Source organism: Pseudomonas mandelii (assembly GCF_900106065.1).
GTDB lineage: Bacteria > Pseudomonadota > Gammaproteobacteria > Pseudomonadales > Pseudomonadaceae > Aquipseudomonas > Aquipseudomonas mandelii.
The window spans coordinates 4,655,588-4,681,788 of sequence record NZ_LT629796.1 but is presented as its reverse complement, the minus strand read 5'-3'; the positions used below and the strand labels follow the sequence as shown (position 1 = coordinate 4,681,788).

At 60.1% G+C, this 26,201-nt stretch carries 24 protein-coding genes and 1 pseudogene; 18 read left to right on the top strand and 7 right to left on the bottom strand.

Annotated elements, in window-relative coordinates:
* Window positions 1-101 precede the first annotated feature (101 nt).
* Together BLU63_RS21635 and BLU63_RS21630 are read left to right on the top strand one after the other, a co-directional pair.
* On the top strand, window positions 102-1,667 hold the full coding sequence (locus tag BLU63_RS21635; protein WP_010456398.1) for a methyl-accepting chemotaxis protein: 1,566 nt from the start codon (window positions 102-104) through the stop codon (window positions 1,665-1,667).
* 196 nt (window positions 1,668-1,863) lie between these two features.
* The gene (locus tag BLU63_RS21630; RefSeq protein ID WP_083376176.1) at window positions 1,864-2,367 is read left to right on the top strand and encodes a hypothetical protein; all 504 of its coding nucleotides are present in this window, start codon (window positions 1,864-1,866) and stop codon (window positions 2,365-2,367) included.
* Window positions 2,368-2,501: 134 nt separating this feature from the next.
* Here the strand turns inward: BLU63_RS21630 and BLU63_RS21625 are convergent, their stop codons facing one another.
* Complete coding sequence (locus tag BLU63_RS21625; protein ID WP_083376175.1) at window positions 2,502-3,188, bottom strand: alpha/beta family hydrolase; 687 nt, start codon at window positions 3,186-3,188, stop codon at window positions 2,502-2,504.
* A gap of 95 nt (window positions 3,189-3,283) precedes the next feature.
* Between BLU63_RS21625 and ccoN (BLU63_RS21620) the strand changes: the two genes are divergently transcribed.
* The 8 genes from ccoN (BLU63_RS21620) (at window position 3,284) to ccoP (BLU63_RS21585) (ending at window position 10,204) form a co-directional block, all read left to right on the top strand.
* Window positions 3,284-4,708 carry a cytochrome-c oxidase, cbb3-type subunit I gene (gene ccoN, locus BLU63_RS21620; RefSeq protein ID WP_010456403.1) on the top strand — a complete coding sequence of 475 codons (1,425 nt, stop codon included), beginning with the start codon at window positions 3,284-3,286 and terminating at the stop codon, window positions 4,706-4,708.
* A 10-nt stretch (window positions 4,709-4,718) separates the two neighbouring features.
* Window positions 4,719-5,327, top strand: a complete 609-nt coding sequence (gene ccoO, locus BLU63_RS21615; RefSeq protein WP_010456405.1) for a cytochrome-c oxidase, cbb3-type subunit II — start codon at window positions 4,719-4,721, stop codon at window positions 5,325-5,327.
* Between the two features lie 21 nt (window positions 5,328-5,348).
* Entirely contained in the window at window positions 5,349-5,549 is a 201-nt protein-coding gene (locus BLU63_RS21610) for a cbb3-type cytochrome oxidase subunit 3 (protein ID WP_102594714.1), read from the top strand.
* Entirely contained in the window at window positions 5,546-6,499 is a 954-nt protein-coding gene (gene ccoP / locus BLU63_RS21605) for a cytochrome-c oxidase, cbb3-type subunit III (RefSeq protein WP_010456408.1), read from the top strand. Before BLU63_RS21610 ends, ccoP (BLU63_RS21605) begins: the two co-directional genes overlap by 4 nt.
* Before the next feature lie 483 nt (window positions 6,500-6,982).
* Window positions 6,983-8,425, top strand: coding sequence for a cytochrome-c oxidase, cbb3-type subunit I (gene ccoN / locus BLU63_RS21600; RefSeq protein ID WP_010456410.1), 1,443 nt, complete (start codon window positions 6,983-6,985; stop codon window positions 8,423-8,425).
* Window positions 8,425-9,033, top strand: a complete 609-nt coding sequence (gene ccoO, locus BLU63_RS21595; protein WP_010456412.1) for a cytochrome-c oxidase, cbb3-type subunit II — start codon at window positions 8,425-8,427, stop codon at window positions 9,031-9,033. Before ccoN (BLU63_RS21600) ends, ccoO (BLU63_RS21595) begins: the two co-directional genes overlap by 1 nt.
* 5 nt (window positions 9,034-9,038) lie before the next feature.
* Complete coding sequence (locus BLU63_RS21590; RefSeq protein ID WP_003175465.1) at window positions 9,039-9,224, top strand: CcoQ/FixQ family Cbb3-type cytochrome c oxidase assembly chaperone; 186 nt, start codon at window positions 9,039-9,041, stop codon at window positions 9,222-9,224.
* On the top strand, window positions 9,221-10,204 hold the full coding sequence (gene ccoP, locus BLU63_RS21585; protein WP_010456414.1) for a cytochrome-c oxidase, cbb3-type subunit III: 984 nt from the start codon (window positions 9,221-9,223) through the stop codon (window positions 10,202-10,204). Before BLU63_RS21590 ends, ccoP (BLU63_RS21585) begins: the two co-directional genes overlap by 4 nt.
* A gap of 55 nt (window positions 10,205-10,259) precedes the next feature.
* Here the strand turns inward: ccoP (BLU63_RS21585) and BLU63_RS21580 are convergent, their stop codons facing one another.
* Window positions 10,260-11,261, bottom strand: coding sequence for a metallophosphoesterase family protein (locus BLU63_RS21580; RefSeq protein ID WP_083376174.1), 1,002 nt, complete (start codon window positions 11,259-11,261; stop codon window positions 10,260-10,262).
* Window positions 11,262-11,778: 517 nt separating this feature from the next.
* Here BLU63_RS21580 and ccoG point away from each other — a divergent pair.
* From ccoG to BLU63_RS21540, 8 genes are all read left to right on the top strand, one after another.
* The gene (gene ccoG, locus BLU63_RS21575; RefSeq protein ID WP_010456417.1) at window positions 11,779-13,194 is read left to right on the top strand and encodes a cytochrome c oxidase accessory protein CcoG; all 1,416 of its coding nucleotides are present in this window, start codon (window positions 11,779-11,781) and stop codon (window positions 13,192-13,194) included.
* 11 nt (window positions 13,195-13,205) lie between these two features.
* Window positions 13,206-13,745 (top strand): FixH family protein, encoded by a 540-nt coding sequence (locus BLU63_RS21570; RefSeq protein WP_010456420.1) that lies wholly within the window; start codon window positions 13,206-13,208, stop codon window positions 13,743-13,745.
* A 174-nt stretch (window positions 13,746-13,919) separates the two neighbouring features.
* Entirely contained in the window at window positions 13,920-16,370 is a 2,451-nt protein-coding gene (locus BLU63_RS21565; RefSeq protein WP_083376173.1) for a heavy metal translocating P-type ATPase, read from the top strand.
* 22 nt (window positions 16,371-16,392) lie between these two features.
* The gene (ccoS, locus tag BLU63_RS21560; RefSeq protein WP_042932684.1) at window positions 16,393-16,611 is read left to right on the top strand and encodes a cbb3-type cytochrome oxidase assembly protein CcoS; all 219 of its coding nucleotides are present in this window, start codon (window positions 16,393-16,395) and stop codon (window positions 16,609-16,611) included.
* Window positions 16,604-17,287, top strand: a complete 684-nt coding sequence (locus BLU63_RS21555; RefSeq protein WP_042932683.1) for a sulfite exporter TauE/SafE family protein — start codon at window positions 16,604-16,606, stop codon at window positions 17,285-17,287. The genes ccoS and BLU63_RS21555 overlap by 8 nt, the downstream gene beginning before the upstream one ends.
* Window positions 17,288-17,467: 180 nt before the next feature.
* A complete protein-coding gene (hemN, locus tag BLU63_RS21550; RefSeq protein ID WP_010456429.1) occupies window positions 17,468-18,850 on the top strand; it encodes an oxygen-independent coproporphyrinogen III oxidase in 1,383 nt (460 codons plus the stop codon).
* A 129-nt stretch (window positions 18,851-18,979) separates the two neighbouring features.
* Window positions 18,980-19,714, top strand: coding sequence for a fumarate/nitrate reduction transcriptional regulator Fnr (fnr, locus tag BLU63_RS21545; RefSeq protein ID WP_010456431.1), 735 nt, complete (start codon window positions 18,980-18,982; stop codon window positions 19,712-19,714).
* Between the two features lie 79 nt (window positions 19,715-19,793).
* A complete protein-coding gene (locus tag BLU63_RS21540) occupies window positions 19,794-20,342 on the top strand; it encodes an adenine phosphoribosyltransferase (RefSeq protein ID WP_010456433.1) in 549 nt (182 codons plus the stop codon).
* 136 nt (window positions 20,343-20,478) lie between these two features.
* Here BLU63_RS21540 and BLU63_RS21535 read toward each other — a convergent pair.
* The 5 genes and pseudogenes from BLU63_RS21535 to dnaX all read right to left on the bottom strand — a co-directional run bounded on the left by BLU63_RS21535 (window position 20,479) and on the right by dnaX (window position 26,192).
* A pseudogene (locus BLU63_RS21535) lies at window positions 20,479-21,625 on the bottom strand (acyl-CoA dehydrogenase family protein).
* Between the two features lie 121 nt (window positions 21,626-21,746).
* Entirely contained in the window at window positions 21,747-22,349 is a 603-nt protein-coding gene (gene recR, locus BLU63_RS21530) for a recombination mediator RecR (RefSeq protein ID WP_010456436.1), read from the bottom strand.
* 65 nt (window positions 22,350-22,414) lie between these two features.
* Window positions 22,415-23,449, bottom strand: coding sequence for an NADP-dependent oxidoreductase (locus BLU63_RS21525; RefSeq protein ID WP_083376172.1), 1,035 nt, complete (start codon window positions 23,447-23,449; stop codon window positions 22,415-22,417).
* Between the two features lie 255 nt (window positions 23,450-23,704).
* A complete protein-coding gene (locus tag BLU63_RS21520) occupies window positions 23,705-24,043 on the bottom strand; it encodes a YbaB/EbfC family nucleoid-associated protein (protein WP_007933349.1) in 339 nt (112 codons plus the stop codon).
* Window positions 24,044-24,110: 67 nt separating this feature from the next.
* Window positions 24,111-26,192 carry a DNA polymerase III subunit gamma/tau gene (gene dnaX, locus BLU63_RS21515; protein WP_077748209.1) on the bottom strand — a complete coding sequence of 694 codons (2,082 nt, stop codon included), beginning with the start codon at window positions 26,190-26,192 and terminating at the stop codon, window positions 24,111-24,113.
* Window positions 26,193-26,201 lie beyond the last annotated feature (9 nt).

The following is a 26,201-nucleotide window of genomic DNA, read 5'->3' as shown; positions in this document are numbered from 1 at the left end:
CAATGGCCGTTTTGCGACGCGCCACTGATTATTGAAAAATATTTTCAATAAATTCCTGACGCCGCCGACAACCTCTCAAAGCCTTGCGGATTGAAAAAGCCATGCGTAACAACCAGCCCACCACACAACGCGAACGGACCTTTCCGGCTCAGCAACGGTTGATTTCCACCACCGATGCCAAGGGCGTGATCACCTACTGCAACGACGCCTTCGTCGAAATCAGCGGATTTTCTCGTGAAGAACTGATCCGTGCGCCGCATAACCTGGTCCGTCACCCCGACGTTCCGGCGGCGGTGTTCGCGCACATGTGGGGCACACTGAAACAAGGCTTGCCATGGATGGGCATTGTCAAGAATCGCTGCAAGACCGGTGACCACTACTGGGTTAACGCCTATGTCACACCGGTGTTCGAAGGCAATCAGGTGATCGGCTACGAATCGGTGCGGATCAAACCCACCGCCGAGCAGATCCGCCGTGCCGAGGCGCTCTACCAACGCATCAACCAGGGCAAGTCGGCCATTCCTTCGACAGACAAATGGCTGCCGGTCCTTCAGGACTGGGTGCCGTTCATTCTGGTCAGTCAACTGAGCTTCATGATCGGTGCGTCGCTCAACTCCCACTGGGGTTTCGCCCTGGCCGCCGGCCTGTCGGTGCCGCTGGGCTTGCTGGGCTTGAGCTGGCAACAGCGCGGCCTCAAGCGCTTGCTGGTGCTGGCGGGGCAAACCACCTCCGACCCGTTGATCGCGCAGATGTACACCGACAGCCGTGGCGCCCAGGCACGTCTGGAGATGTCGATTCTCAGCCAGGAAGCACGTCTGAAAACCTGCCTGACCCGCCTGCAGGACACCGCCGAGCACCTGACCGAACAAGCCAGGCAGTCCGACACCCTGGCCCACAACAGCTCCACGGGCCTGGAACGTCAACGCGTCGAAACCGAGCAAGTGGCCACCGCCGTCAATCAGATGGCCGCCACCACGCAGGAAGTCGCCAGCCACGTGCAGCGCACCGCCGATGCGACTCAGGAAGCCAATCGCCTGACCGGTCGCGGTCGCGACATCGCCGGGGAAACCCGCGAAGCCATCCAGCGCTTGTCGGTGGTGGTCGGTGAAACCGGGATGACCGTAACCCAGCTGGCCAAGGACAGCGACGAAATCGGTGGCGTGGTCGATGTCATCAAGGGCATCGCCGACCAGACCAACCTGCTGGCCCTGAACGCCGCCATCGAAGCGGCCCGTGCCGGCGAGATGGGCCGGGGTTTTGCCGTGGTGGCTGACGAAGTGCGTCAACTGGCGCAACGTACCAGCGAATCCACCGGACAGATCCACGCCCTGATCGCCAAGCTGCAACAAACCGCCAGCACCGCAGTGCAAACCATGGAAGCCGGGCATCGTCAGGCTGAAGAAGGCGTGGCGCGGGTACTGGAAGCGGATCAGGCGCTGGTAGGGATCAGCGAAGCGGTGGCCAACATCACCGACATGACCACCCAGATTGCGGCGGCGACCGAAGAGCAAAGTGCGGTGGCTGAAGAGATCAGCCGCAACATCAGCAACATCTCGCAGCTGGCTGACCAGACGTCGGAACAGGCACAGCACTCGGCGCTGTTGAGTGAAGAGCTGACCAAGACGGCGAATACCCAGTATTCGTTGGTGGAGCGGTTTAACCGCTGACAGTCACTGGAAAGACAAAAACCCGGACGGTGAAAACCTCCGGGTTTTTTTATTTTTGCAAATCGTGAAATGTTTTCAAGGAGGCACCTGTCAGTTCTGACAGTAGTCGAAAAAACCCAGGAGGCTTATCAAGGAGACGGTCGCTTTGTCCATCGGACAATGGCTACCGAACTCTTACCAGTAAAAGGATTTCATCATGACAACCCACGCGACCTTTATCCCTAAAAAATGCGCAACGATCGCAAACGAAAACATCTTTCAGTGGAAATACGGAACCATCAAGAAAACTGCAGAATTCAGTGATTTTTACCAAGGTGAATTTTTCGGTGAGTTTTATTGGTCTATTGGTGGAGGAATGGGTACGGCTGCGGAGGAAAACACGTTTGTCTTCAGTATGACGCTACCCTACAACGGTGACGATGCACTGCCAGGTGTCTATACGCTAGATAACGGGCTGAGCTTTCTCCATGGCCACTGGATTCCAGCGCCTCCCGGCTTCAATGGCTTTCGAACGGTGGATGCAGACTCTGCCACGCTGAACATTATCAACTACAATCCCGTGACAGACATCGTCGAAGGCACATTCGAAGCCCTGTTCAAAAGCCATGGTTATCGTCTGAATCCAAAAGGCACATTCACCATGAAAAGACTGCGGCCTTCAACGCAAATGCCAGACGCACAACGGGAAAGCACTCCGTGACTTTTAAACACTCAAAATAATCAGACACAACCCCGCCCCCCATAAGTTTTCGGTGTTGAAGATCTCACTCACAACACAATAAAAAGTGGGGAGCGGGCTTGCCAGCGAAGCGGCCCAAACGGGCACCACCTCTTTCACTGAAGAAATGCAGCCACCCGACTCGCCGCCGAAGCCAAATGCTGCTCATGGGTCAACCCGGAAGCTTTCAATGGCTTCAAGTCATGATCCCCTGCCACCAGCCAGAACACCTCGATGCCCGGCGCCAACGCATAACCTTCGACCGCCTCGCGATTGCCCAGGGCATCGCGCTCGCCCTGTACGATCAACGTCCGGGTCTTGAGCCCGGCCAAATGCTCGACCCGAGGTTTCTCCGGTTTACCCACCGCATAAAACGGATAACCCAGGCACACCAACGCATCCGCCCCCAACTCATCCGCCAAAAGACTGGCCATCCGCCCGCCCATGGACTTGCCGCCAATCGCCAGACGCCCAGTGACATGGCGTCGCACCTCGGCGTACACCTCACGCCAGCACTCCAGCAGTTTCGGCGCCGGATTCGGTGGGCGCTTGCCCCCGTCGACACGCCGCTGCGCCATGTACGGAAACTCGAAGCGCAACACGTTGACGCCTTGATCGGCGAGGCGTGCAGCCATGTCGTTCATCCAGACGCTGTCCATTGGCGCACCGGCGCCATGGGCGAGAATCAGCGTCACAGGGTCCGCCGAAGCATTTGCAGCCGCTTCATTCCACAACCATCCATGTTCCCGCACACACCGCGCCCATTGATCCCCGTCAATACTGGCCTTGTGCTCTTTGTCCATGCTTGCCTCGCTTTTAGTCTGCCTATAACTCCAGGCGAAGGGAGCGTTGCCTTGCGCAAACGCCTTCACTTCGGCTGAACCGTGGATGGGGAACCATGAACACTTCTATCAGTACCGCCTACAACTACAAGGTGGTCCGCCAATTCGCCATTATGACGGTGGTGTGGGGCATCGTCGGCATGGGGCTCGGGGTTTTTCTCGCAGCCCAATTGGTCTGGCCTGAACTCAACTTCGATTTGCCGTGGACCAGTTTCGGCCGGTTGCGCCCTCTGCACACCAACGCGGTGATCTTCGCCTTCGGCGGTTGCGCCCTGTTCGCCAGTTCGTTCTATTCGGTACAACGCACCTGCCAGACCCAGTTGTTCGCGCCGAAAATCGCCGCGTTCTGCTTCTGGGGCTGGCAACTGGTGATCCTGCTGGCGGCCATCAGCCTGCCGCTGGGTTACACCAGCTCCAAGGAATACGCCGAGCTGGAATGGCCGATCGACATCCTGATCACCATCGTCTGGGTCGCCTACGCCATTGTGTTCTTCGGTACGCTGGCCAAGCGCAAGACCAAGCACATCTACGTCGGCAACTGGTTCTTCGGTGCGTTCATCATCACCGTGGCGATTCTGCACATCGTCAACAACGTTGAGCTGCCGGTGAGTTTCACCAAGTCCTACTCGGTCTATGCCGGTGCCACCGATGCCATGGTCCAGTGGTGGTACGGCCACAACGCCGTGGGCTTTTTCCTCACCGCCGGTTTCCTCGGGATGATGTACTACTTCGTGCCGAAACAGGCCGAGCGCCCGGTGTACTCCTATCGCTTGTCGATCGTGCACTTCTGGGCGCTGATCACCCTGTACATCTGGGCCGGTCCGCACCACTTGCACTACACCGCGCTGCCAGACTGGGCACAGTCGCTGGGCATGGTGATGTCGCTGATCCTGCTGGCGCCAAGCTGGGGCGGGATGATCAACGGGATGATGACGCTCTCGGGCGCCTGGCATAAATTGCGCAGCGACCCGATCCTGCGCTTCCTTGTCGTGTCCCTGGCGTTCTACGGCATGTCGACCTTTGAAGGGCCGATGATGGCCATCAAAACGGTCAACGCGCTCTCCCACTACACCGACTGGACCATCGGCCACGTTCACGCCGGCGCCCTCGGTTGGGTGGCGATGATTTCCATCGGCGCGCTGTACCACATGATCCCGAAAATCTTCGGTCGCCCGCAGATGTACAGCATCGGCCTGATCAATGCGCACTTCTGGCTCGCGACCATCGGCACCGTGCTCTACATCGCTTCGATGTGGGTCAACGGCATCGCCCAGGGCCTCATGTGGCGCGCAGTCAACGAAGACGGCACGCTGACCTACTCCTTCGTCGAAACCCTGGTGGCCAGCCACCCAGGCTTCGTCGTGCGACTGGTGGGCGGTGCGATCTTCCTCAGCGGGATGTTCCTGATGGCTTACAACACCTGGCGCACCGTGCGGGCCTCGCAGCCTGCCGAAGTCGCCGCTGCCGCGCAGATGGCCTGAGGAGTCCGCCATGAAACACGAAACAATCGAGAAAAACGTCGGCTTGCTGATGCTGCTGATGGTTCTGGCGGTGAGCATCGGCGGTCTGACCCAGATCGTCCCGCTGTTCTTCCAGGACGTGACCAACAAACCGGTGGAAGGCATGAAGCCCTACACCGCCCTGCAACTGGAAGGTCGCGACATTTACATCCGCGAAGGCTGTGTCGGTTGCCACTCGCAGATGATCCGGCCGTTCCGTGCCGAGACCGAACGCTACGGGCACTACTCGGTGGCAGGGGAAAGCGTGTGGGATCACCCGTTCCTCTGGGGTTCCAAGCGTACCGGTCCGGACCTGGCCCGGGTCGGTGCACGCTACTCGGATGACTGGCACCGTGCGCACTTGTACAACCCGCGCAACGTGGTGCCGGAGTCGAAAATGCCTGGCTACCCATGGCTGGTCACGCAAGCGGTCGACAGCAGCCACACCGAAACCAAGATCCGCACCATGCGCACCCTCGGCGTGCCATACAGCGATGACGACATCAGCGGCGCGGTCGCCAGCCTCAAGGGCAAGACCGAAATGGACGCACTCGTTTCTTATCTGCAAGTGCTCGGCACTGCCATCAAGAGCAAGAGGTGAGCCATGACCATGCCCTTCGAAATAGTGAGCGAGATAAGCAGTGGAATGATCCGCGGCCTGGGCACGGTCGTGGTGTTCGTGGCCTTCGTCGGCCTGACGCTATGGGTGTTCAACAGCAAGCGCAACCCGGAATTTGCCGAAGCGCGTTTGCTGCCGTTCGCCGATGAACCCCTGGCCGACGACGCCACCCAAGAACCTGAAACAAGGAGTACCCGGCCATGACCACTTTCTGGAGTACGTGGATCTGCGTACTGACTATCGGCAGCCTGATCGGCCTGACCTGGCTGCTGGTCGGCACCCGCAAGGGTGAAACCAAGGGCAGTGTCGACCAGACCATGGGCCACAGCTTCGACGGCATCGAGGAGTACGACAATCCGCTGCCGCAGTGGTGGTTCATGCTGTTCGCCGGCACGCTGGTGTTTGCCGTGGGCTACCTGATTCTTTATCCGGGCCTGGGCAACTGGAAAGGCGTCCTGCCGGGTTACGAGGACGGCTGGACCGGTGTCCACGAATGGGAAAAGGAGATGAACAAGGCAGACGCCAGGTTTGGGCCGATCTTCGCCAAATTCGCGGCCATGCCCGTTGAAGAAGTGGCGAAGGACCCGCAAGCGCTGAAAATGGGCGGTCGTCTGTTCGCGTCCAACTGCTCGGTGTGCCACGGCTCGGATGCCAAGGGCGCTTTCGGCTTCCCGAACCTGGCCGACAGCACCTGGCGCTGGGGCGGTGACGCCGAGATGATCAAGACCACGATCATGGGCGGTCGAATGGCGGCAATGCCGGCCTGGGGGGAAATCCTCGGTGAGGCCGGTGTGAAGAACGTGGCCGCGTATGTACGTCATGAACTGGCGGGCCTGCCATTGCCGGCTGGCGACACCGCCGACCTGCAAGCCGGACAGCAAGCGTTCAGCACCACGTGCGTAGCCTGTCATGGTGCAAACGGCAAGGGTACTGAAGCCATGGGCGCGCCGAACCTGACGCAACCGGCCGGGTTCATCTACGGTACAAGCCTGGCGCAACTTCAGCAGACCATCCGCCATGGCCGCCAGGGACATATGCCGGCGCAGAACGAACTGCTCGGCAACGACAAGGTGCAACTGCTGGCCGCTTACGTTTACAGCCTGTCCCACGGTCTGAGCACCGAGCGTTTGCAAGCAGAAGGCAAACGCGAATAAATCTCGACCGCTCTACTGCCGCATTCGCCCGGATGCGGCAGTTCCCTGCCTCTTTGCGACCAAGTGTCGCACCCCTCCGTTGGTCCTCCTTTCGGTTCACCAGATTCGGGTCTAAGCTTGCTCCGATGCGGACTGGCATGAGCCGGTTCCAGGTCGACATTGCCCGATGTGTTCAACGAATCTGCTCGATGACAGGCCGCAAAGGCTGGTAGATACCGGCTGTCGTGCCAATTGCCGTCGGTCATCCGATCGTTGTGTTTGAACACACCCCGTAACAACTGACCTGCCCCCCTCACCCTTTTCGTTCGCTGCGACATTTTGTCCGAGGTCAATTTTGTCCTTACGCGGCGCATGGAAAGGCCGCAGAATCAGCTTTTGAAAGCATTGACCCAGGTCATGGCGCGTTGCAATGACCCCCCGCTTTCTACATACTTGCGGCCGATTTTTACTCCTAATAAAACACCCAAACCGTGGAACCTTAGAATGAGCACAGCAATCAGTCCGACTGCTTATAACTATAAGGTAGTCCGCCAGTTCGCCATCATGACGGTGGTCTGGGGGATCCTTGGCATGGGGCTTGGTGTCTTCATCGCCTCACAGCTTGTATGGCCGGAATTGAACTTCGGTCTGCCGTGGACGACTTTTGGACGCTTACGCCCGTTGCACACCAACCTGGTGATTTTCGCCTTCGGTGGTTGTGCTCTGTTTGCCACTTCTTATTACGTCGTGCAGCGAACCTGCCAAACGCGACTGATTTCCGACAGCCTCGCGGCCTTCACCTTCTGGGGTTGGCAAGCGGTGATCGTCGGCGCGATCATTACCTTGCCGCTGGGTTACACCACCACCAAGGAATACGCGGAACTGGAATGGCCCCTGGCTATTCTGCTGGCCATCGTCTGGGTGTCCTACGGTCTGGTGTTCTTCGGCACCATCACCAAGCGCAATACCAAACACATCTATGTGGGTAACTGGTTCTACGGTGCCTTCATCGTCGTGACGGCGATGCTGCACATCGTCAACCACGCGTCCCTGCCGGTCAGTTTCTTCAAGTCCTACTCGGCCTACGCCGGTGCGACTGACGCAATGATCCAGTGGTGGTACGGCCACAACGCGGTCGGTTTCTTCCTGACCACCGGCTTCCTGGGGATGATGTACTACTTCGTTCCGAAGCAGGCCGAGCGTCCTATCTACTCCTATCGCCTGTCGATCGTGCACTTCTGGGCGCTGATCACCCTGTACATCTGGGCCGGTCCGCACCACCTGCACTACACCGCGCTGCCGGACTGGGCTCAGTCGCTGGGCATGGCGATGTCGATCATCCTGCTGGCGCCAAGCTGGGGCGGCATGATCAACGGCATGATGACCCTGTCGGGCGCCTGGCATAAGCTGCGCACCGACCCGATCCTGCGCTTCCTGGTGGTGTCGCTGGCCTTCTACGGCATGTCGACCTTTGAAGGCCCGATGATGGCCATCAAGACCGTGAACTCGCTGTCGCACTACACCGACTGGACCATCGGCCACGTACACGCCGGTGCCTTGGGCTGGGTTGCGATGATCTCGATCGGCGCCATCTACCACATGATCCCGAAACTGTTCGGTCGCGCGCAGATGCACAGCATTGGCCTGATCAACACGCATTTCTGGCTCGCGACCATCGGTACCGTTCTGTACATCGCTTCGATGTGGGTCAACGGCATCACCCAGGGTCTGATGTGGCGTGCAATCAACGACGACGGCACCCTCACCTACTCGTTCGTCGAAGCCCTGCAAGCCAGCCATCCTGGTTTCATCGTTCGCGCCCTGGGCGGTGCGTTCTTCGCCAGCGGCATGCTGTTCATGGCCTACAACGTATGGCGTACCGTACGTGCCTCGAACCCGGCTGAAGCCAAAGCTGCTGAACAGATTGCTGTAGTTGGAGCTCACTGATGAAGCATGAAGCAGTCGAGAAGAATATTGGCCTGCTGGCCTTCTTCATGGTTATCGCCGTCAGCGTCGGCGGCCTGACCCAGATCGTTCCGCTGTTTTTCCAGGACGTCACCAACAAGCCGGTCGAAGGCATGAAGCCTCGCACCGCCCTTGAACTGGAAGGCCGCGACATTTACATCGCCAACGGTTGTGTCGGCTGCCACTCGCAGATGATCCGCCCGTTCCGTGCTGAAACCGAACGTTACGGCCACTACTCGGTTGCCGGTGAAAGCGTCTGGGACCACCCGTTCCTGTGGGGTTCCAAGCGTACCGGTCCGGACCTGGCCCGTGTCGGCGGTCGTTACTCCGATGACTGGCAGCGTGCGCATTTGTACAACCCGCGCAACGTAGTGCCCGAGTCGAAAATGCCGGCCTACCCGTTCCTCGTGGAAAACAAGCTCGACGGCAAAGACACCGCCAAGAAAATGGAAGTCTTGCGCACGCTCGGCGTCCCTTACACCGACGAAGACATCGCCGGCGCCAAGGATGCTGTGAAGGGCAAAACCGAAATGGACGCGCTGGTGGCCTATCTGCAAGGCCTGGGCACCATCATCAAAAGCAAACGGTGATTTAGATGGATATCGGGATGATTCGTGGCCTGGGCACCGTTGTTGTGATGGTGGCCTTCATCGGTCTGGCGTTGTGGGTATTCAGCCCCAAGCGCAAGTCGGAGTTTGAAGACGCGACCTTGCTGCCTTTCGCGGATGATCCCGAAGCCATCAAGCACGTCGAGCAAGCTTCTAGGAGTAACAAAGAATGACTACGTTCTGGAGTCTGTACGTCACAGTCCTCAGTCTCGGCACGATCTTCGCCCTGACCTGGCTGCTGCTGTCCACCCGCAAGGGCCAGCGCAGCGAAGCCACCGAAGAAACGGTTGGCCACTCCTTCGACGGGATCGAGGAGTACGACAACCCACTGCCGAAATGGTGGTTCATGCTGTTCGTGGGCACCATCATCTTCGCCCTGGGCTATCTGGTGCTGTACCCGGGCCTGGGTAACTGGAAAGGCCTGTTGCCGGGTTACAACTACCTGGATAACGAGAAGCAGACCGCGTTCGCCAACGGCCAGACCGGCTGGACCGGCGTTCACGAGTGGGAAAAGGAAATGGCCAAGTCGGACGCCAAGTTCGGCCCGATCTTCGCCAAGTTCGCTTCGATGCCGATTGAAGAAGTCGCCAAGGACCCGCAAGCCCTGAAGATGGGTGGCCGCCTGTTCGCCTCCAACTGCTCGGTCTGCCACGGCTCCGACGCCAAGGGCGCTTATGGCTTCCCTAACCTGACCGACGCCGACTGGCGCTGGGGCGGTGAGGCAGAAACCATCAAGACCACCATCATGGGTGGCCGCCACGCGGTCATGCCGGCATGGGCTGACGTGATCGGCGAGCAAGGCGTTGCGGACGTTGCTTCGTTCGTACTGATCAACCTCGATGGCCGCAAGCTCCCGGAAGGCACCAAGGCCGATCCGGTTGCCGGTCAGAAGCTGTTCGCCGCCAACTGCGCGGTGTGCCACGGTCCGGAAGGCAAAGGTACGCCAGCCATGGGCGCGCCGAACCTGACTCACCCGGCTGCGTTCATCTACGGTTCGAGCTTCGCTCAACTGCAGCAGACCATCCGTTACGGCCGTCAGGGCCAGATGCCTGCGCAAGAACAGCTGCAAGGCAACGACAAGGTTCACCTGCTGGCCGCTTACGTCTACAGCCTTTCTCACGGTGAGAAAGCGCCGGCGGAAGACGCTCAGTAAGGCCAACGCCTGACGCAACAAACAAGGCCCCGCCAGTGATCTGGCGGGGCCTTTTTCATGGGCGACTGGCCCAGATCGATTTTACCGGTACCGTATCCAACAGCTTTCGGCTCTGCCATTGGTTGTCCGTCACCAGGTTGATCTGCAACTGCTTGCGATCCTCCGAGAAACTGGCAACCAGGTAGGTTTGCTGAGAAGTGGCACCGCTCAGGTACATCGGCACGCCATTCACTTCATAGGCATCACCACCTTTATCATGGAGATGGCCGGCGAAGATGGCAGTGACCTCATACTTCCTGATCATCTGATAAAAGCGCCACTCTTGCTCACTATTACCCATCATTTCGAGTGGCTTGTGCATGTTGATAATGATGGCGTAACCCTGAGTCCGAGCGACTCTCAAATCGTTTTCAAGCCAATCCAGGGTACTGGTGATGTCGAACGTCGTCGGGTTTAACGCATGAGCAATCCTGGTGGCATAGGTCGGCTCATTATTGAGTTGCACCATATGGACGTCCCCTATGTTCTTGGAATAGGCGAGACTGCCGGAATACAGCCGACTCAGAAAATTGCCGGTAATTTTCAAATCAAAATTATCAACCTTATTTTCATGATGCTCTTTAAACTCCACGATACTGCCGGCCGCACAGTTATTGCTGAAGCAATCATCCACGTTGTTCTCATAGTCGTGGTTACCCAGGCCATACAAGAAATCGCCATTGAAGTATTTTTTCAACATCGAGTTCATGTAAGAGCGCTGCCAGCCGTGACCGAAAGCGGTGATGTCGCCATTGATCATCAGCGGCACGTGGGATTGCGCATGGTTCTTGCGGAAGTCGGCAATACTCGCAAACTGAGTCTCCACCAGCCATTTTGAACGTGTATTGAAATCCGCATCGGACTCGGGTTCCCTGCGGTCGAGTTTGTCCGTCCACGGGTACTGCGTATCCGAAGCGAAGATCATATGACGTGGGGCACCTTCGATTGAATAGGCCAAAGGCGCCATAGACAGCAGGCACACGCCCAGCACAAACCGCTTAACTTTCTTAGAAATCATAGAATTCCGTTTCCATTAGTATTAGATAAAGTGTGCAACTAACAAACCGCACCCAATCAACTTATTAGAAACAGACAAAAACTTCAAACAACTCATAAAGACCAATTAAATAAATATATTTCCGCTGCACGTCGTAAAACAACAACTTACCCAACCTCAAGTTGGTTAGTTCAACGCATTGCAAGTTTCAAAACGGCGCCTGAAATGACGGCGGCCATGGCGTAAAGTGCTGCGGCAGGCTTGTGGCATGACTGAGGTCAGCAGTTCTGCTCCCGTCGGCCACGCACCGGCCAGGAATCGCCCCTTCCTCTGACTCTCCATCACGAAAAACCGTCCATAATCCACAAGTCAATTGATTCAAGTCACTACACCATCAATTGAATTTGCCCAACGCGACCAAAGGTCGCACCCTTGAGCCAGAGCGACAGGCGTATCATTGCGCCACTGCAACACCTCTTTTTGACCGCGGTCGGCATGTACTGACCGAGGCATTTTTCCACTGCCGTGGGATGCAATGATGAGCAATCAGATTCCGGTACACGACGTCACACCGCCTGCCAAAGACGCAAACAACAGCGTCGATCTTTACGCCTCTCGAGAAAAAATCTACACCCGTGCCTTCACCGGCCTGTTCCGCAACCTGCGGATGATGGGCGGTGCCGGGTTGTTTCTGCTGTATTTCGGTACGGTCTGGCTGAACTGGGGCGGTCATCAAGCCGTCTGGTGGAACCTGCCGGAACGCAAATTCTTCATCTTCGGCGCGACCTTCTGGCCCCAGGATTTCATCCTGCTCTCCGGGATCCTGATCGTCAGCGCCTTCGGCCTGTTCTTCATTACCGTGTACGCCGGTCGGGTGTGGTGCGGTTATACCTGCCCGCAAAGCGTCTGGACGTGGATTTTCATGTGGTGCGAAAAGGTCACCGAAGGCGACCGCAACCAGCGCATCAAGCTCGACAAGGCGCCGATGAGCGCCAACAAATTCCTGCGCAAACTCAGCAAGCACTCGATGTGGCTGTTGATCGGCTTCGTCACCGGCATGACCTTCGTCGGGTACTTCTCGCCCATTCGCGAACTGACCATCGACTTCTTCACCGGCGAAGCGGATGGCTGGTCGTATTTCTGGGTCGGTTTCTTCACCCTCGCCACCTACGGCAACGCCGGCTGGTTGCGTGAGCAAGTGTGCATTTACATGTGCCCGTATGCGCGCTTCCAGAGCGTGATGTTCGACAAGGACACGCTGATCGTCTCCTACGATCCTCGCCGTGGTGAAAGCCGCGGCCCGCGCAAGAAAGGCGTCGACTACAAGGCTATGGGCCTGGGCGATTGCATCGATTGCACCATGTGTGTCCAGGTCTGCCCGACCGGCATCGACATTCGCGACGGTCTGCAAATTGAATGCATCGGCTGCGCGGCGTGCATCGATGCCTGCGACAGCATCATGGACAAGATGGACTACCCGCGCGGGTTGATCAGCTACACCACCGAGCACAACCTGTCCGGGCAAAAAACCCATAAACTGCGCCCGCGGCTGATTGGCTATGCCCTGGTGTTGCTGGCCATGATGGGCTTGCTGGCGGGCGCGTTCTTCATGCGTTCACTGGTCGGTTTCGACGTCAGCAAGGACCGCGTGCTGTATCGCGAGAACGCCGAAGGCCGGATCGAGAACGTCTACAGCCTGAAGATCATGAACAAAGACCAGCGCGACCATACCTACGTACTGGAAGCCTCCGGTCTGCCGGACCTCAAGCTGCAAGGCAAGCGCGAGATCAAAGTCGCCGCCGGGGAGATTTTCAGCCAGCCAGTCGAACTGTCCATGGCACCGGAAAAATTGCCGTCGAGCACCAACGAGGTGAAATTCATCCTCAAGGATGCCGACGACGACAGCATCCACGTTGAAGCCAAGAGCCGATTCATCGGCCCACAAATTCGTTGAGAGAAGTAATCATGCCCGCAGCAAACGCCGCAAGCCCTTGGTACAAGCATCTTTGGCCATGGATCATCATCGCCATCCTGGCTTGTTCCGTGACGTTGACCCTGTCCATGGTGACCATCGCGGTGAACAACCCGGACAACCTGGTCAACGATAACTACTACGAGGCCGGCAAAGGCATCAACCGCTCCCTTGATCGTGAGCTGCTGGCCCAGACCCTGTTGCTGCGGGCCAGCGTTCACCTGGATGACGTAACCGGCGAAGTCGACCTGCGCCTGAGCGGCAACAGCCAACCTGAAACCCTTGAGCTGAACCTGATCTCGCCGACCCAGCCGGAAAAGGATCGCAAGATCACCCTGGCCCGCAGTGAAACAGAGCAGGGTCGCTACATCGGTCAATTGAGCGACAAGATTGAAGGCCGTCGTTTTGTCGAATTGCTGGGCACTCAGGACGACCACATCTGGCGCATGTTCGAAGAAGAGCTGGTCAGCCATGATAAGGACCTGCTGCTCGGGGATGAGCCGCTGCAAGGCGCGGAAGACCTGAAGAAGTAAGTTCCAGTGAACACGGTCAACTGTGGCGAGGGAGCTTGCTCCCGCTGGGTGCGAAGCGCCCCCTGAAACCAGCAAACCGATTCTTTCAGTCATAGCGCGTTCGCAGGTTTACGACTGCTGCGCAGCCGAGCGGGAGCAAGCTCCCTCGCCACAATGGTTTCCATGGCAGCACAGATGACCACGCCAACCCCCTGCTACCACTGCGCCCTGCCCGTCCCGGCCGGCAGCCGCTTCACCGCTGCGGTCCTCGGTGAAACCCGCGAGTTCTGCTGCCCGGGGTGCCAGGCCGTGGCTGAGGCGATCGTGGCCGGCGGGCTGGAAAGCTATTACCAGCACCGCAGCGAGTCATCGGCCAACCCCGAAGCCTTGCCGGTGCAGTTGGTGGATGAGTTGGCGCTCTACGACCGCGCCGATGTGCAGAAGCCTTTCGTGCGCCACGACGGCGAACTCGCCGAAACCACCCTGTTGATGGAAGGCATCAGCTGCGCCGCCTGCGGCTGGCTGATCGAAAAACACCTGCGCGCCTTGCCGGCGGTGGCAGAGGCGCGACTGAACCTGTCCAACCATCGTCTTCACGTGCGCTGGGCCGACGCGCAATTGCCATTGAGTCAGGTGCTCAGCGAACTGCGCCACATCGGCTACGCCGCGCACCCGTACCAAGCCGACCGCGCCAGCGAACAACTGGCCAGCGAAAACCGCCTGGCCTTGCGCCAACTGGGCGTCGCCGGGTTGCTGTGGTTCCAGGCGATGATGGCGACCATGGCCACTTGGCCGGAATTCAACATCGACTTGAGTCCCGAGCTGCACACCATCCTGCGCTGGGTCGCACTGTTCCTCACCACGCCGATCGTGTTCTACAGCTGTGCGCCGTTCTTCAAAGGGGCGATGCGCGATTTGCGCACCCGACATCTGACCATGGACGTGTCGGTGTCGCTCGCCATCGGCAGTGCCTACATCGCCGGAATCTGGACCTCGATCACCGGCGTCGGCGAGTTGTATTTCGATGCGGTGGGGATGTTCGCGCTGTTTCTGCTGGCCGGTCGATACCTGGAACGCCGCGCCCGGGAGCGCACCGCCGCCGCCACCGCACAGCTCGTCAACCTGTTGCCGGCCTCGTGCCTGCGCCTGAGTGCCGACGGCCAGAGCGAACGAATCCTGCTCAGCGAACTGCGTGTCGGCGATCAGGTGCTGGTGCATCCGGGCGCCATTCTGCCGGCCGACGGCAAGATCCTCGATGGCCAGTCGAGCATCGACGAATCGCTGCTGACCGGCGAATACCTGCCGCAACCGCGCACCCAGGGCGACGCGGTCACCGCCGGCACCCTGAACGTCGAAGGCGCGTTGACCGTGCAAGTGCTGGCGCTGGGTCAGGACACGCGGCTGTCGGCCATCGTCCGCCTGCTGGACCGCGCCCAGGCCGAAAAGCCGCGACTGGCGGAAATCGCTGACCGCGCTGCGCAATGGTTCCTGTTGCTGTCATTGATCGCAGCAGCGGCAATCGGCCTGTTGTGGTGGGAGCTGGATGCGTCGCGAGCCTTCTGGATTGTCCTGGCGATGCTGGTTGCGACGTGCCCGTGCGCCTTATCGCTGGCCACGCCCACCGCCCTCACGGCCGCCACCGGCACGTTGCACAAACTCGGTTTACTGCTGACCCGTGGCCATGTGCTGGAAGGCCTGAACCAGATAGACACGGTGATTTTCGACAAGACCGGCACGTTGACCGAGGGGCGATTGGCCTTGCGTTCGATCCGCCCGCTCGGCGCGCTCGACAGCGATCAATGCCTGAGTCTTGCCGCGGCCCTGGAAAACCGTTCCGAACACCCGATTGCCCGGGCATTTGGCCGAGCGCCGCTGGCGGCCGAAGAAGTCCTCAGCACGCCGGGGCTTGGCCTCGAGGGCCTGGTCGGCACGCAACGCCTGCGCATCGGCCAGCCGGGTTTTGTCTGCGAACTCAGTGGCGCGGCGACACCGGTCATGCCCGATGAAGCCGGGCAATGGCTGCTACTCGGCGACAGCCAGGGGCCGCTGGCGTGGTTTGTCCTCGATGACCGTTTGCGTGCCGACGCCCCGGCACTATTGGAAGCCTGCAAGGCCCGTGGCTGGCGCACCTTGCTGCTGTCGGGCGATACCTCACCGATGGTCGCCAGCGTGGCCGCCGAACTGGGCATCGACGAAGCCCGGGGCGGTTTGCGTCCGGATGACAAATTGCAGGTCCTGCAACAGTTGCACAAGGAAGGCCGCAAGGTGTTGATGCTCGGTGACGGCGTCAATGACGTGCCAGTGCTGGCCGCAGCCGACATCAGCGTGGCGATGGGTTCAGCCACCGACCTGGCGAAAACCAGCGCCGATGCGGTGTTGCTGTCCAACCGCCTCGATGCGCTGGTGCAGGCCTTCAGCCTCGCGCGGCGCACCCGTCGGGTAATCATCGAGAACCTGCTGTGGGCCGGGCTGTACAATGGCCTCATGTTGCCGTTCGCCGCCCTCGGCTGGATCACGCCGGTATGGGCCGCGGTCGGCATGTCCATCAGTTCGTTGACCGTGGTGCTGAACGCCCTGCGCCTGACTCGCCTGCCGAGCGCGCCTGGCGTCCGGCCCACGCCAGAAACCCGCCCGCTGCCGGCCTGAGCCGCGCGGGCATGGAGTCCAGATGCCAGCTCTCTACGTGATGATCCCGGCCGCGCTGCTGATCGTGGCCATCGCTATCTATATCTTCTTCTGGGCGGTCGACAGCGGTCAGTACGACGACCTCGACGGCCCGGCCCACAGCATTCTGTTCGACGACCAGGACCCGAACCACCAAGCCGCAGTCGACGAAGCCAGCGGCCATCCGGCCAAACCGGACGACAAGGCGCCTCCGCATGCTTGAGTTGGCGCCACTGCTGGTGTCTGCGGTGATTCTCGGCCTGCTCGGCGGTGGGCATTGCCTGGGCATGTGCGGCGGCTTGATGGGCGCGCTCACCCTGGCGATTCCCAAGGAACAGCGCAGCCGCCGTTTTCGCCTGCTGCTGGCTTACAACCTGGGGCGAATTCTCAGCTATGCAACGGCCGGTCTTTTGATCGGCCTGGCGGGTTGGGCAGTGGCCAACAGCCCGGCCGCCATGTTCATGCGCGTGATCGCCGGATTGTTGCTGATCGCCATGGGCCTGTACCTCGCCGGCTGGTGGAGCGGCCTGACCCGTATTGAGAGCCTTGGCCGCGGCCTGTGGCGGCATATCCAGCCGGTTGCCAACAAACTGCTGCCGGTGTCGAGCCTGCCCCGCGCCTTATTGCTGGGCGCGCTGTGGGGCTGGTTGCCGTGCGGGTTGGTTTACAGCACGTTGCTGTGGGCGGCGAGCCAGGGCAATGCGCTGGACAGTGCGCTGCTGATGCTCGCGTTCGGGCTCGGCACCTGGCCGGTGCTGCTGGCCACGGGGTTGGCGGCTGAGCGGGTCACGGCGTTGTTGCGCAAGCGCAGTGTGCGAATGACCGGTGGGTTGCTGGTGATCCTGTTTGGCATCTGGACTTTGCCGGGGCCGCATCAGCATTGGCTCATGGGGCATTAGATCGGTGGTGCGGCCTTCGCGGGCAAGCCTCGCTCCTACATTGAAATGCATTCCCCCTGCTAGCGAAGAGGCCCTGACTGGCCACACATATCCTGACCGTTGATGCAAATCAAGATGCCCCGGCGTCGCCCCCCATAGACTTGCGAACACTGCCAGCCTATCCGGGGGAATGCCCGCATGATGCTCGACGCCATTCGTTGGGATACCGATCTGATCCGCCGTTACGACCTGGCGGGGCCGCGCTACACCTCTTACCCCACTGCCGTGCAATTCGACGGGCAGGTCGGCACGTTTGACCTGTTCCACGCCCTGCGCGACAGCCGTAAGGCCCAGCGCCCATTGTCGCTGTACGTGCACGTGCCGTTCTGCGCGAACATTTGTTACTACTGCGCGTGCAACAAAGTCATCACCAAGGACCGAGGCCGCGCCCTGCCCTATTTGCAGCGTCTTGAGCAGGAAATCCAGCTGATCGCCTGCCACCTCGACCCGGCGCAAAAAGTCGAACAACTGCACTTTGGCGGCGGCACCCCGACCTTTCTCAGCCACGACGAACTGCGCCAGTTGATGGCTCAGTTGCGCAAGCACTTCAACCTGCTGGACGACGATTCCGGCGACTACGGCATCGAGATCGACCCTCGCGAAGCCGACTGGTCGACCATGGGACTGCTGCGTGAACTGGGTTTCAACCGGGTCAGCATTGGCCTGCAAGACCTCGACCCGGCGGTGCAACGGGCGGTCAATCGCCTGCAAAGCCTGGAAGAAACCCGCGCCGTGATCGACGCCGCCCGGACCCTGCAATTCCGCTCAATCAACATCGACCTGATCTACGGCTTGCCGAAGCAGACCCCGGAAAACTTCGCGCGCACGGTCGACGAAGTCATTGCGCTGCAACCGGATCGGCTTTCGGTGTTCAACTACGCGCACCTGCCGGAACGCTTTATGCCGCAGCGGCGAATCAACAGCAACGAGTTGCCGACGCCGGCGCAGAAGCTGGAAATGCTGCAGCGCACCATCGAACAACTGACCGCTGCCGGCTACCGCTACATCGGCATGGACCACTTCGCCTTGCCCGACGATGAGCTGGCGATTGCCCAGGAAGAATCGACCCTGCAGCGTAACTTTCAGGGCTACACCACTCACGGTCATTGCGATCTGATCGGGCTGGGGGTCTCGGCCATCAGTCAGATCGGCGACCTCTACTGCCAGAACAACAGCGATTTGAACCAGTACCAGAACACCTTGGCCACCGCGCAACTGGCAACCAGCCGGGGCCTGATATGCAATGCTGATGACCGCGTGCGACGGGCGGTAATTCAGCAGTTGATCTGCACGTTCAATCTGGAGTTCGCGCAGATCGAACAGGCCTTCAACATCGATTTTCGCGGTTACTTCGGTGACCTGTGGCCTCAGCTACAGACCATGGCCGAGGACGGCTTGATCAGCCTCGATAATGAGCGGATCAGCGTACTGCCCGCCGGTCGCTTGCTGGTGCGCTCGGTGTGCATGGTGTTCGATGCCTATTTGCAACAGCACAATCACCAGCGATTTTCGCGAGTGATTTAGTCATCCATTCACTTGTCGGTTAACAAAATGCTGGCTTTATGACCCTGCGGCAAAATCGCCGCGTGCCTGAATGTCCTCCCGTGAGTTACCCTTACGGCTTATGTGTGTTTTCCCACAAGGATTGAAGAAATGTCCGAGCCAGTAAAACTGCGCGCTAACGGCCAGGCCCATTGCAAGGATTGCAGCCTGGCCCCCCTCTGCTTGCCACTTTCTCTGAATCTGGAAGACATGGAAGCGTTGGACGAGATCGTCAAACGGGGTCGCCCGTTGAAAAAAGGCGAGTTCCTGTTCCGCCAAGGCGATACTTTCGATTCCGTTTATGCCGTGCGCTCCGGCGCCCTCAAGACCTTCAGCCTCAGCGATGGCGGTGAAGAACAGCTCACCGGCTTCCACTTGCCGAGCGAACTGGTTGGCCTGTCGGGCATGGACACTGAAAAGCACCCGGTTTCGGCGCAAGCCCTGGAAACCACGTCGGTGTGCGAAATCCCCTTCGAACGCCTCGACGAACTGGCCCTGCAACTGCCACAACTGCGCCGTCAGTTGATGCGGGTGATGAGCCGCGAGATTCGCGACGATCAGCAAATGATGTTGCTGCTGTCGAAAAAAACCGCCGACGAGCGCATCGCCACGTTCCTGGTCAACCTCTCGGCACGTTTCCGCGCCCGGGGCTTCTCGGCCAACCAATTCCGCCTGAGCATGTCGCGTAACGAAATCGGCAATTACCTGGGCCTGGCGGTGGAAACCGTGTCCCGGGTGTTCACACGCTTCCAGCAAAACGAACTGATCGCCGCCGAGGGCAAGGAAATCCACATCCTCGACCCGATCCAGCTCTGCGCCCTGGCCGGTGGCTCGCTCGAAGGCTGACGGACATAATTGCGGCTGAGCGAAACGGTTCAGCCGCCGTTATACTGCGACGTTTGCAGCCTGCCAGGACACCTCGACGATGCTCATCGAATCCTTCGACATCAAATCCCTGATCCGCCCCGTGATCGACTTCCCCAAGCCGGGCGTGATCTTTCGTGACATCACCCCGTTGTTCCAGTCGCCTACGGCCCTGCGCCTGGTGATGGACAGCTTTGCCCACCGTTATGTCGAAGCGGACTTCACGCACATCGGTGCGATGGATGCGCGCGGCTTCTTGATCGGCTCGGTCCTGGCCTATCAGCTGAACAAGCCGTTGGTGCTGTTCCGCAAGCAAGGCAAACTGCCGGCCGACGTGTTGGCCGAAGGTTATGCGACCGAATACGGCGAAGCCTTTCTCGAAGTGCACGCCGACAGCTTGTGCGAAGGCGACTCGGTGGTGATGTTTGATGATTTGATCGCCACCGGCGGTACGCTGATTGCGGCGGCGAACCTGATTCGGCGCATGGGCGCGCGGATTCATGAAGCGGCGGCAATCATTGATCTGCCGGAGCTGGGTGGGTCGCAGCGGCTGGAAGAACAGGGAATTGCGACGTTTTGCCTGACGCAGTTTGCGTTGAGCGAGAAATAAGGCGGCGCCTTCACTGACGCCTTCGCGGGCAAGCCTCGCTCCTACAAGATCAGAGTCGTGTCGGAAACTCGGCTTCGACCGAAAACCGTAGGAGCGAGGCTTGCCCGCGAAGGCGCAAGCCGACACACCGCAAAATTCAAAGCCCCATCTGCTTGCTGATGATCTCGTTCATCACTTCCCGCGTCCCGCCGCCGATCGACAGAATCCGGTTATCCCGATACAGCCGCTCCACCAGGCTCTCGCGCATATACCCCAAACCACCCAAAATCTGCACCGCATCCGTGGTAATCCGGTCTGCCGTGTCGGTCGCGAAGTTCTTGGCCATGGAAATCTCCTTGATTACGCTCTGCCCCGCTGCCATCTTCGCCGCCTGACGGTAAGTGAACTCGCGCGACACCTCCAACGCCGTGGCCATTTCCGCAAGGCGATGCTTGAGTACCTGGAACTTGCCAATGGGTTTGCCAAAGGCTTCGCGCTGACGCGCCCATTTCAGGCTTTCCTCCAGCGCCAGCTGCGCCGTCATGTTGGCCATCAGCGCCAAGGCCAGGCGTTCGCTCTGGAAGTTGCCCATGATGCAGGCGAAGCCCATGTTCTCGGCGCCAATCAGATTTCCCACAGGCACCCGGCAATCATCGAAGAACAATTCGGCCGTGTCCGACGCCCACCAGCCCATCTTCTTCAACTGCCGGCCGACGGTGAAACCGGGTGTACCTTTTTCGATCAGCAGCAGACTGATGCCACCAAAACCCGGCTCACCGGTGCGCACCGCCACGGTGTAGAAATCCGCGCGCACACCACTGGTGATAAAGGTTGCTGCCGCTGACCCGGTAAAAGTCGCCGTCACGCACAGCGCGGGTTTGCAGGTTGGCCACATCGGAGCCGCCGCTGGGCTCGGTGACCGCCAGCGCGCTGATCTTCTCGCCGGCCAGCACTTGCGGCACCACACGATCACGAATTTCGGGGCGGGCCCACTTGAGAATCGGCGGCAGTCCGATGTCCAGCGAACCGAGGCCGGCCACCAGACCGCCGGAGCCACAACGCATCAACTCTTCGCTGGCGGCGACCTTGGCAAACAGATCGCCTTCGTGACTGCCGCCCAGGGAGTCGGGATAGCCGATCCCGAGGATGCCCGCCGCACCGGCCTTGAGATAGAGTTCGCGGGGAAAGCTCTCCGCTTCTTCCCACTGATCAATGTCGGGAAGGATCTCGCGCTCGACGAAACGTCTGACGCTGTCGCGGACCAATTGGTGGCTGGGATCGAAGTATTCCTGAAAGGCAGGCATCGGCGAACTCCACTGAAGGTTCAGCGAAGTTAACCGAGCGCTTGCTTGGTTTTCAACAGGATTGTTGTGAATCTGATGGACCGAGGCGCTTGGCTTGCTGGCGATGGCGTCGGTTCATACGCTACAAAGCGATCGGCTTACGCCCGGCAAACGAATGCGCCAACGTCCCGCCATCCACCAGCTCCAGCTCACCCCCCAACGGCACGCCGTGGGCAATACGCGAAGCGACCAGGCCTTTGTTACTCAACAACTGCGCGATGTAATGCGCCGTCGCCTCACCTTCCACGGTCGGGTTGGTGGCCAGGATGACTTCAGTAAAGGAGCCCGCCTCTTCAATCCGCGCCAACAGCTGCGGAATGCCAATGGCCTCCGGCCCCAGGCCGTCGAGCGGCGAGAGATGGCCCTTGAGCACAAAGTAGCGACCCCGGAACCCGGTCTGCTCCACGGCGTAGACGTCCATCGGACCCTCCACCACGCAGAGCAAGGTGTCGTCACGGCGCGTATCGGCACATTGCGGGCACAGGTCGTCTTCGGTCAGCGTGCGGCATAACCGGCAATGCCCCACCCCTTCCATGGCCTGGCTCAGTGCCGACGCCAGCCGCGAACCCCCGCTGCGATCACGCTCAAGCAGTTGCAGCGCCATGCGCTGAGCGGTTTTCTGACCGACACCCGGCAAAATGCGCAGGGCGTCGATCAGTTGGCGAATCAAAGGGCTGAAGCTCATGGGGAAACGTCCGACAAAACAACGAGACGCGGTTTATACCCGCGCCTCTGATTAGCGTCAATTATTCAGTCCTGGGCGACGCGCACCACCAGTTTGCCGAAGTTGCGGCCTTCCAGCAGACCGATGAAGGCCTCCGGCGCGTTCTCAAGGCCATCAACCACGTCTTCGCGGAACTTGACCTTGCCATCGCGCACCCACGGCGCCATGGCACTGACGAACTCCGGCTGACGATCACCGTAGTCGTCGAATACGATAAAGCCCTGAATACGCAGGCGTTTGGTCAGCAAGGTGCGTTGCAATTGCGGCAGGCGATCCGGGCCGGTCGGCGCTTCGTGGGCGTTGTAGGAAGCGATGAGGCCGCACAGTGGAATCCGCGCCTTGGCATTGAGCAACGGCACCACCGCATCGAACACCTTGCCACCGACGTTCTCGTAGTAAATATCGATACCCTCGGGACACGCCTGGGCCAGTTCATCGGCGAAGTTCGGGCTCTTGTGGTCGACGCAAGCGTCGAACCCCAATTCCTCCACCACGTAGCGGCATTTTTCCGCACCGCCCGCCACACCCACGACGCGCAGGCCTTTGATCTTCGCCACCTGGCCGACCACCGAACCCACCGCGCCCGAGGCGGCCGCGACCACCAGGGTTTCGCCGGCCTTGGGCTGACCGATGTCCATCAGGCCCATGTACGCGGTCATGCCCGGCATGCCCAGCACTCCCAAGGCCATGGACGGGGACGGCAAACCGCTTGGCACCGGAATGATGTTGCGACCGTCGCTGATGCTGTGGCTCTGCCAACCGGTGGCGCCCACCACCAGATCGCCTTCGTGGAATTTTGGATTCAGCGAGCGCTCGACGCGGCTGACAGCGCCTCCGGTCATGACCTCGCCGATTTCCACCGGTGCGGCGTAGGAAGGCGCGTCACTCATGCGGCCGCGCATGTAGGGGTCCAGCGAGAGGTATTGAGTCTTGAGCAGGACCTGGCCTTCGGCAAGCTCCGGCAGTGCTTCCCGTTCCAGGCGGAAATTCTCCGGTGTCGGCGCGCCTACAGGGCGGGACGCCAGGACGATACGTTGGTTGAGGGTCAATGCGTCTGGCATGTGAGCGTCTCCTGTGATCGATGAATTTCGGCGGTATAGGGAGCAGACCGTTGTGGAGGTGTGGCGTTCGATGTTTCGTCCGTTGGACCGAGGTGACTTCTTCGCGGCACCTACAAGGTCAGCGATGCTTCTGTAGGAGCGAGGCTTGCCCGCGAAGGCTGCCTCACAGGCACCGCGTTTCCAACGGGCAGAAACAAAAATGCCAGGCGCGATGCCTGGCATTTTTTTGTAGCTCATCCGACGCGCTTTGGCGAATCAGAACGGCAGTTTCATACCCGGTGGCAGTTGCATGCCAGCGGTCATGCTGCCCATTTTATCCTGGCTGTTGGCTTCGATCTTGCGCACGGCGTCGTTGACGGCGGCGGCGAACACGGCTTCGAGCATCTCTTTGTCGTCTTCGCTCAGGCCTTCAACCAGGCTCGGGTCGATGGTCACGCGCTTGACGTCGTGACGACCGGTCATCACCACGGTGACCATATCGCCGCCGGCTTTACCGGTGACTTCAGCGTTGGCCAGTTCTTCCTGCATCTTGGCCATTTTTTCCTGCATCTGCTGTGCCTGCTTCATCAGGCCGGCCATGCCACCTTTCATCATGGGAATCACCTCAAAAGTACTTGGATTTAAACAGCGCCCGGCCCTTGGGGCCAAACGCCTTCAGTTATTAGCCCTGACTGACCAGGGCTTCGACAGGTTCAATAGTATCGTTGCGAACCACCGCACCGAACTGCTGCATCATTTGCTGGATGAACGGATCACCGTGAATCGACTCCTCCGCCTCGCGCTGACGGTTCGCACGACGACGGGAAGCGGCCTGGGCCGGGGTTTCCTGCTCCGGCTTGATCAGTTCCATGCTCAGGGTCAGCGTGCGCCCGTGAAACTGGTTCAACGCATCGTTGAGACGCCGTTGCTGGGTCGCGTTGAACAAGGCGCTGTGGGCCGGGTCCAGGTGCATCAGCCAGTGGTCACCATCGACGGCGATCAGCGTGCAGTTGGCGGCGATGCTGCCGGTCATGCCAGAGATCGGCAGTTTCGGGAACAGTTCCAGCCATTGCAGGGCCAGGCCGGTGGCGGGCATGGCGGCCGGCTCAGGCTCGGGTTCCGGTGCTGGCTCGGCAGCGTGTTCACTGGCCAGTTCATCGAGGTAGCTGTAGGCCGAATCCATGTCCGGCTCGATGTAGTCTTCGTCCAGCGGCGGCTCGTCATCCAGGTCCACGCCCGGGGTGGCGGCATCGACGTCGGCCACCGACGGTTCCGGGATCGGCGCTGCGGCCCACTCCGGCGCGTCCGGCACCACGCTGTCCGGCGTCGGCAACGGCATGGGCGGCAGATCAGGTTGTTCGCTGGCGGTTTCCAGGACCGGCTCGACGGCGGGTTGCTGGACGGGTTCCGGCTCGACCGGGTCATTCCACGGCAAGTCGACCGCCGCCTCGACCGCGACCGGCTCAACCACAGGCTCGGCCACCACAACGGGCGCCACCGGTTCAGGCGCTGGGGCAGGAATCGCCGCCGCGACGGGCTCAGGCGCTGGCGCAACGGGTGCAACTGCCGCAGCGACTACCGGTGCCACCACCGGCGCGGCAGCCACTGAATTTGCGGAATCAACTGTGGCCTGGCTGATCCCCACTGGCTTTAGCGGTTGCCTCGGGGCGTCCGCGGTGTCCGCCGGTCGGAACGCGAGCATTCGCAGCAGGACCATTTCGAAGCCACCACGAGGGTCCGGCGCCAGCGGCAAGTCGCGGCGGCCGATCAGACCCATCTGGTAATAGAACTGCACGTCTTCGGCCGGCAAGGCCTGGGCCAGTGCCAGCACCCGATCGCGGTCGCCATGACCGTTGTCGACGCCTTCAGGCAACGCCTGGGCGATGGCGACACGGTGCAGAACGTTGAGAATTTCCGAGAGCACGCCATTCCAGTCCGGGCCTTGTTCCGCCAGATGGCGGACACCTTCGAGCAAGGCCTTGGCGTCGCCTTCGATCAGCGCATGCAGAACGTCGTAGACCTGACCATGATCGAGCGTGCCCAGCATCGCCCGCACGTCGGCAGCCATGACCTTGCCTTCACCGAAGGCGATGGCCTGGTCGGTCAGACTCATGGCGTCACGCATCGAGCCGTCGGCGGCGCGGCCCAGCAGCCACAGTGCGTCGTCTTCGAACGGCACGTTCTCGACGCCCAGGACGTGGGTCAAATGCTCGACCACACGCTCCGGGGTCATGTTCTTGAGAGAGAACTGCAGGCACCGCGACAGAATGGTTGCAGGAAGTTTCTGCGGGTCGGTCGTCGCCAGGATGAACTTGACGTAGGGCGGCGGCTCTTCAAGGGTTTTCAACAGCGCATTGAAGGAATGGCTGGAGAGCATGTGCACTTCGTCGATCAGGTAGACCTTGAAGCGGCCACGGCTCGGCGCGTATTGCACGTTATCGAGCAACTCGCGGGTGTCCTCGACCTTGGTCCGGCTCGCGGCGTCGATCTCGATCAGGTCGACAAAACGCCCCTCATCGATTTCGCGGCACACCGAACACTCGCCGCACGGCGTCGAAGTGATACCTGTTTCACAGTTCAGGCATTTGGCGATGATCCGTGCGATCGTGGTCTTGCCGACCCCGCGCGTACCGGTGAACAGGTAGGCGTGGTGCAGCCGCTGGCTGTCCAAGGCATTAATCAGAGCCTTGAGCACATGGGTCTGGCCGACCATTTCGCGGAACGAGCGCGGACGCCATTTACGTGCAAGAACCTGATAACTCATCGAAAACCG

Bases quoted from the DNA above. Each gene is read 5' to 3' on its own strand.
- BLU63_RS21525 (WP_083376172.1), bottom strand. From the start codon at position 23,449: ATGCCAGACGCATTGACCCTCAACCAACGTATCGTCCTGGCGTCCCGC.
- ccoS (WP_042932684.1), top strand. From the start codon at position 16,393: ATGCCAGCTCTCTACGTGATGATCCCGGCCGCGCTGCTGATCGTGGCC.
- recR (WP_010456436.1), bottom strand. From the start codon at position 22,349: ATGAGCTTCAGCCCTTTGATTCGCCAACTGATCGACGCCCTGCGCATT.
- BLU63_RS21570 (WP_010456420.1), top strand. From the start codon at position 13,206: ATGCCCGCAGCAAACGCCGCAAGCCCTTGGTACAAGCATCTTTGGCCA.
- hemN (WP_010456429.1), top strand. From the start codon at position 17,468: ATGCTCGACGCCATTCGTTGGGATACCGATCTGATCCGCCGTTACGAC.
- ccoO (WP_010456405.1), top strand. From the start codon at position 4,719: ATGAAACACGAAACAATCGAGAAAAACGTCGGCTTGCTGATGCTGCTG.
- BLU63_RS21565 (WP_083376173.1), top strand. From the start codon at position 13,920: ATGACCACGCCAACCCCCTGCTACCACTGCGCCCTGCCCGTCCCGGCC.
- ccoN (WP_010456403.1), top strand. From the start codon at position 3,284: ATGAACACTTCTATCAGTACCGCCTACAACTACAAGGTGGTCCGCCAA.
- BLU63_RS21580 (WP_083376174.1), bottom strand. From the start codon at position 11,261: ATGATTTCTAAGAAAGTTAAGCGGTTTGTGCTGGGCGTGTGCCTGCTG.
- BLU63_RS21625 (WP_083376175.1), bottom strand. From the start codon at position 3,188: ATGGACAAAGAGCACAAGGCCAGTATTGACGGGGATCAATGGGCGCGG.
- BLU63_RS21590 (WP_003175465.1), top strand. From the start codon at position 9,039: ATGGATATCGGGATGATTCGTGGCCTGGGCACCGTTGTTGTGATGGTG.
- ccoN (WP_010456410.1), top strand. From the start codon at position 6,983: ATGAGCACAGCAATCAGTCCGACTGCTTATAACTATAAGGTAGTCCGC.
- BLU63_RS21540 (WP_010456433.1), top strand. From the start codon at position 19,794: ATGCTCATCGAATCCTTCGACATCAAATCCCTGATCCGCCCCGTGATC.
- fnr (WP_010456431.1), top strand. From the start codon at position 18,980: ATGTCCGAGCCAGTAAAACTGCGCGCTAACGGCCAGGCCCATTGCAAG.
- BLU63_RS21635 (WP_010456398.1), top strand. From the start codon at position 102: ATGCGTAACAACCAGCCCACCACACAACGCGAACGGACCTTTCCGGCT.
- ccoO (WP_010456412.1), top strand. From the start codon at position 8,425: ATGAAGCATGAAGCAGTCGAGAAGAATATTGGCCTGCTGGCCTTCTTC.
- BLU63_RS21555 (WP_042932683.1), top strand. From the start codon at position 16,604: ATGCTTGAGTTGGCGCCACTGCTGGTGTCTGCGGTGATTCTCGGCCTG.
- BLU63_RS21630 (WP_083376176.1), top strand. From the start codon at position 1,864: ATGACAACCCACGCGACCTTTATCCCTAAAAAATGCGCAACGATCGCA.
- ccoG (WP_010456417.1), top strand. From the start codon at position 11,779: ATGAGCAATCAGATTCCGGTACACGACGTCACACCGCCTGCCAAAGAC.
- BLU63_RS21520 (WP_007933349.1), bottom strand. From the start codon at position 24,043: ATGATGAAAGGTGGCATGGCCGGCCTGATGAAGCAGGCACAGCAGATG.
- ccoP (WP_010456414.1), top strand. From the start codon at position 9,221: ATGACTACGTTCTGGAGTCTGTACGTCACAGTCCTCAGTCTCGGCACG.
- dnaX (WP_077748209.1), bottom strand. From the start codon at position 26,192: ATGAGTTATCAGGTTCTTGCACGTAAATGGCGTCCGCGCTCGTTCCGC.
- ccoP (WP_010456408.1), top strand. From the start codon at position 5,546: ATGACCACTTTCTGGAGTACGTGGATCTGCGTACTGACTATCGGCAGC.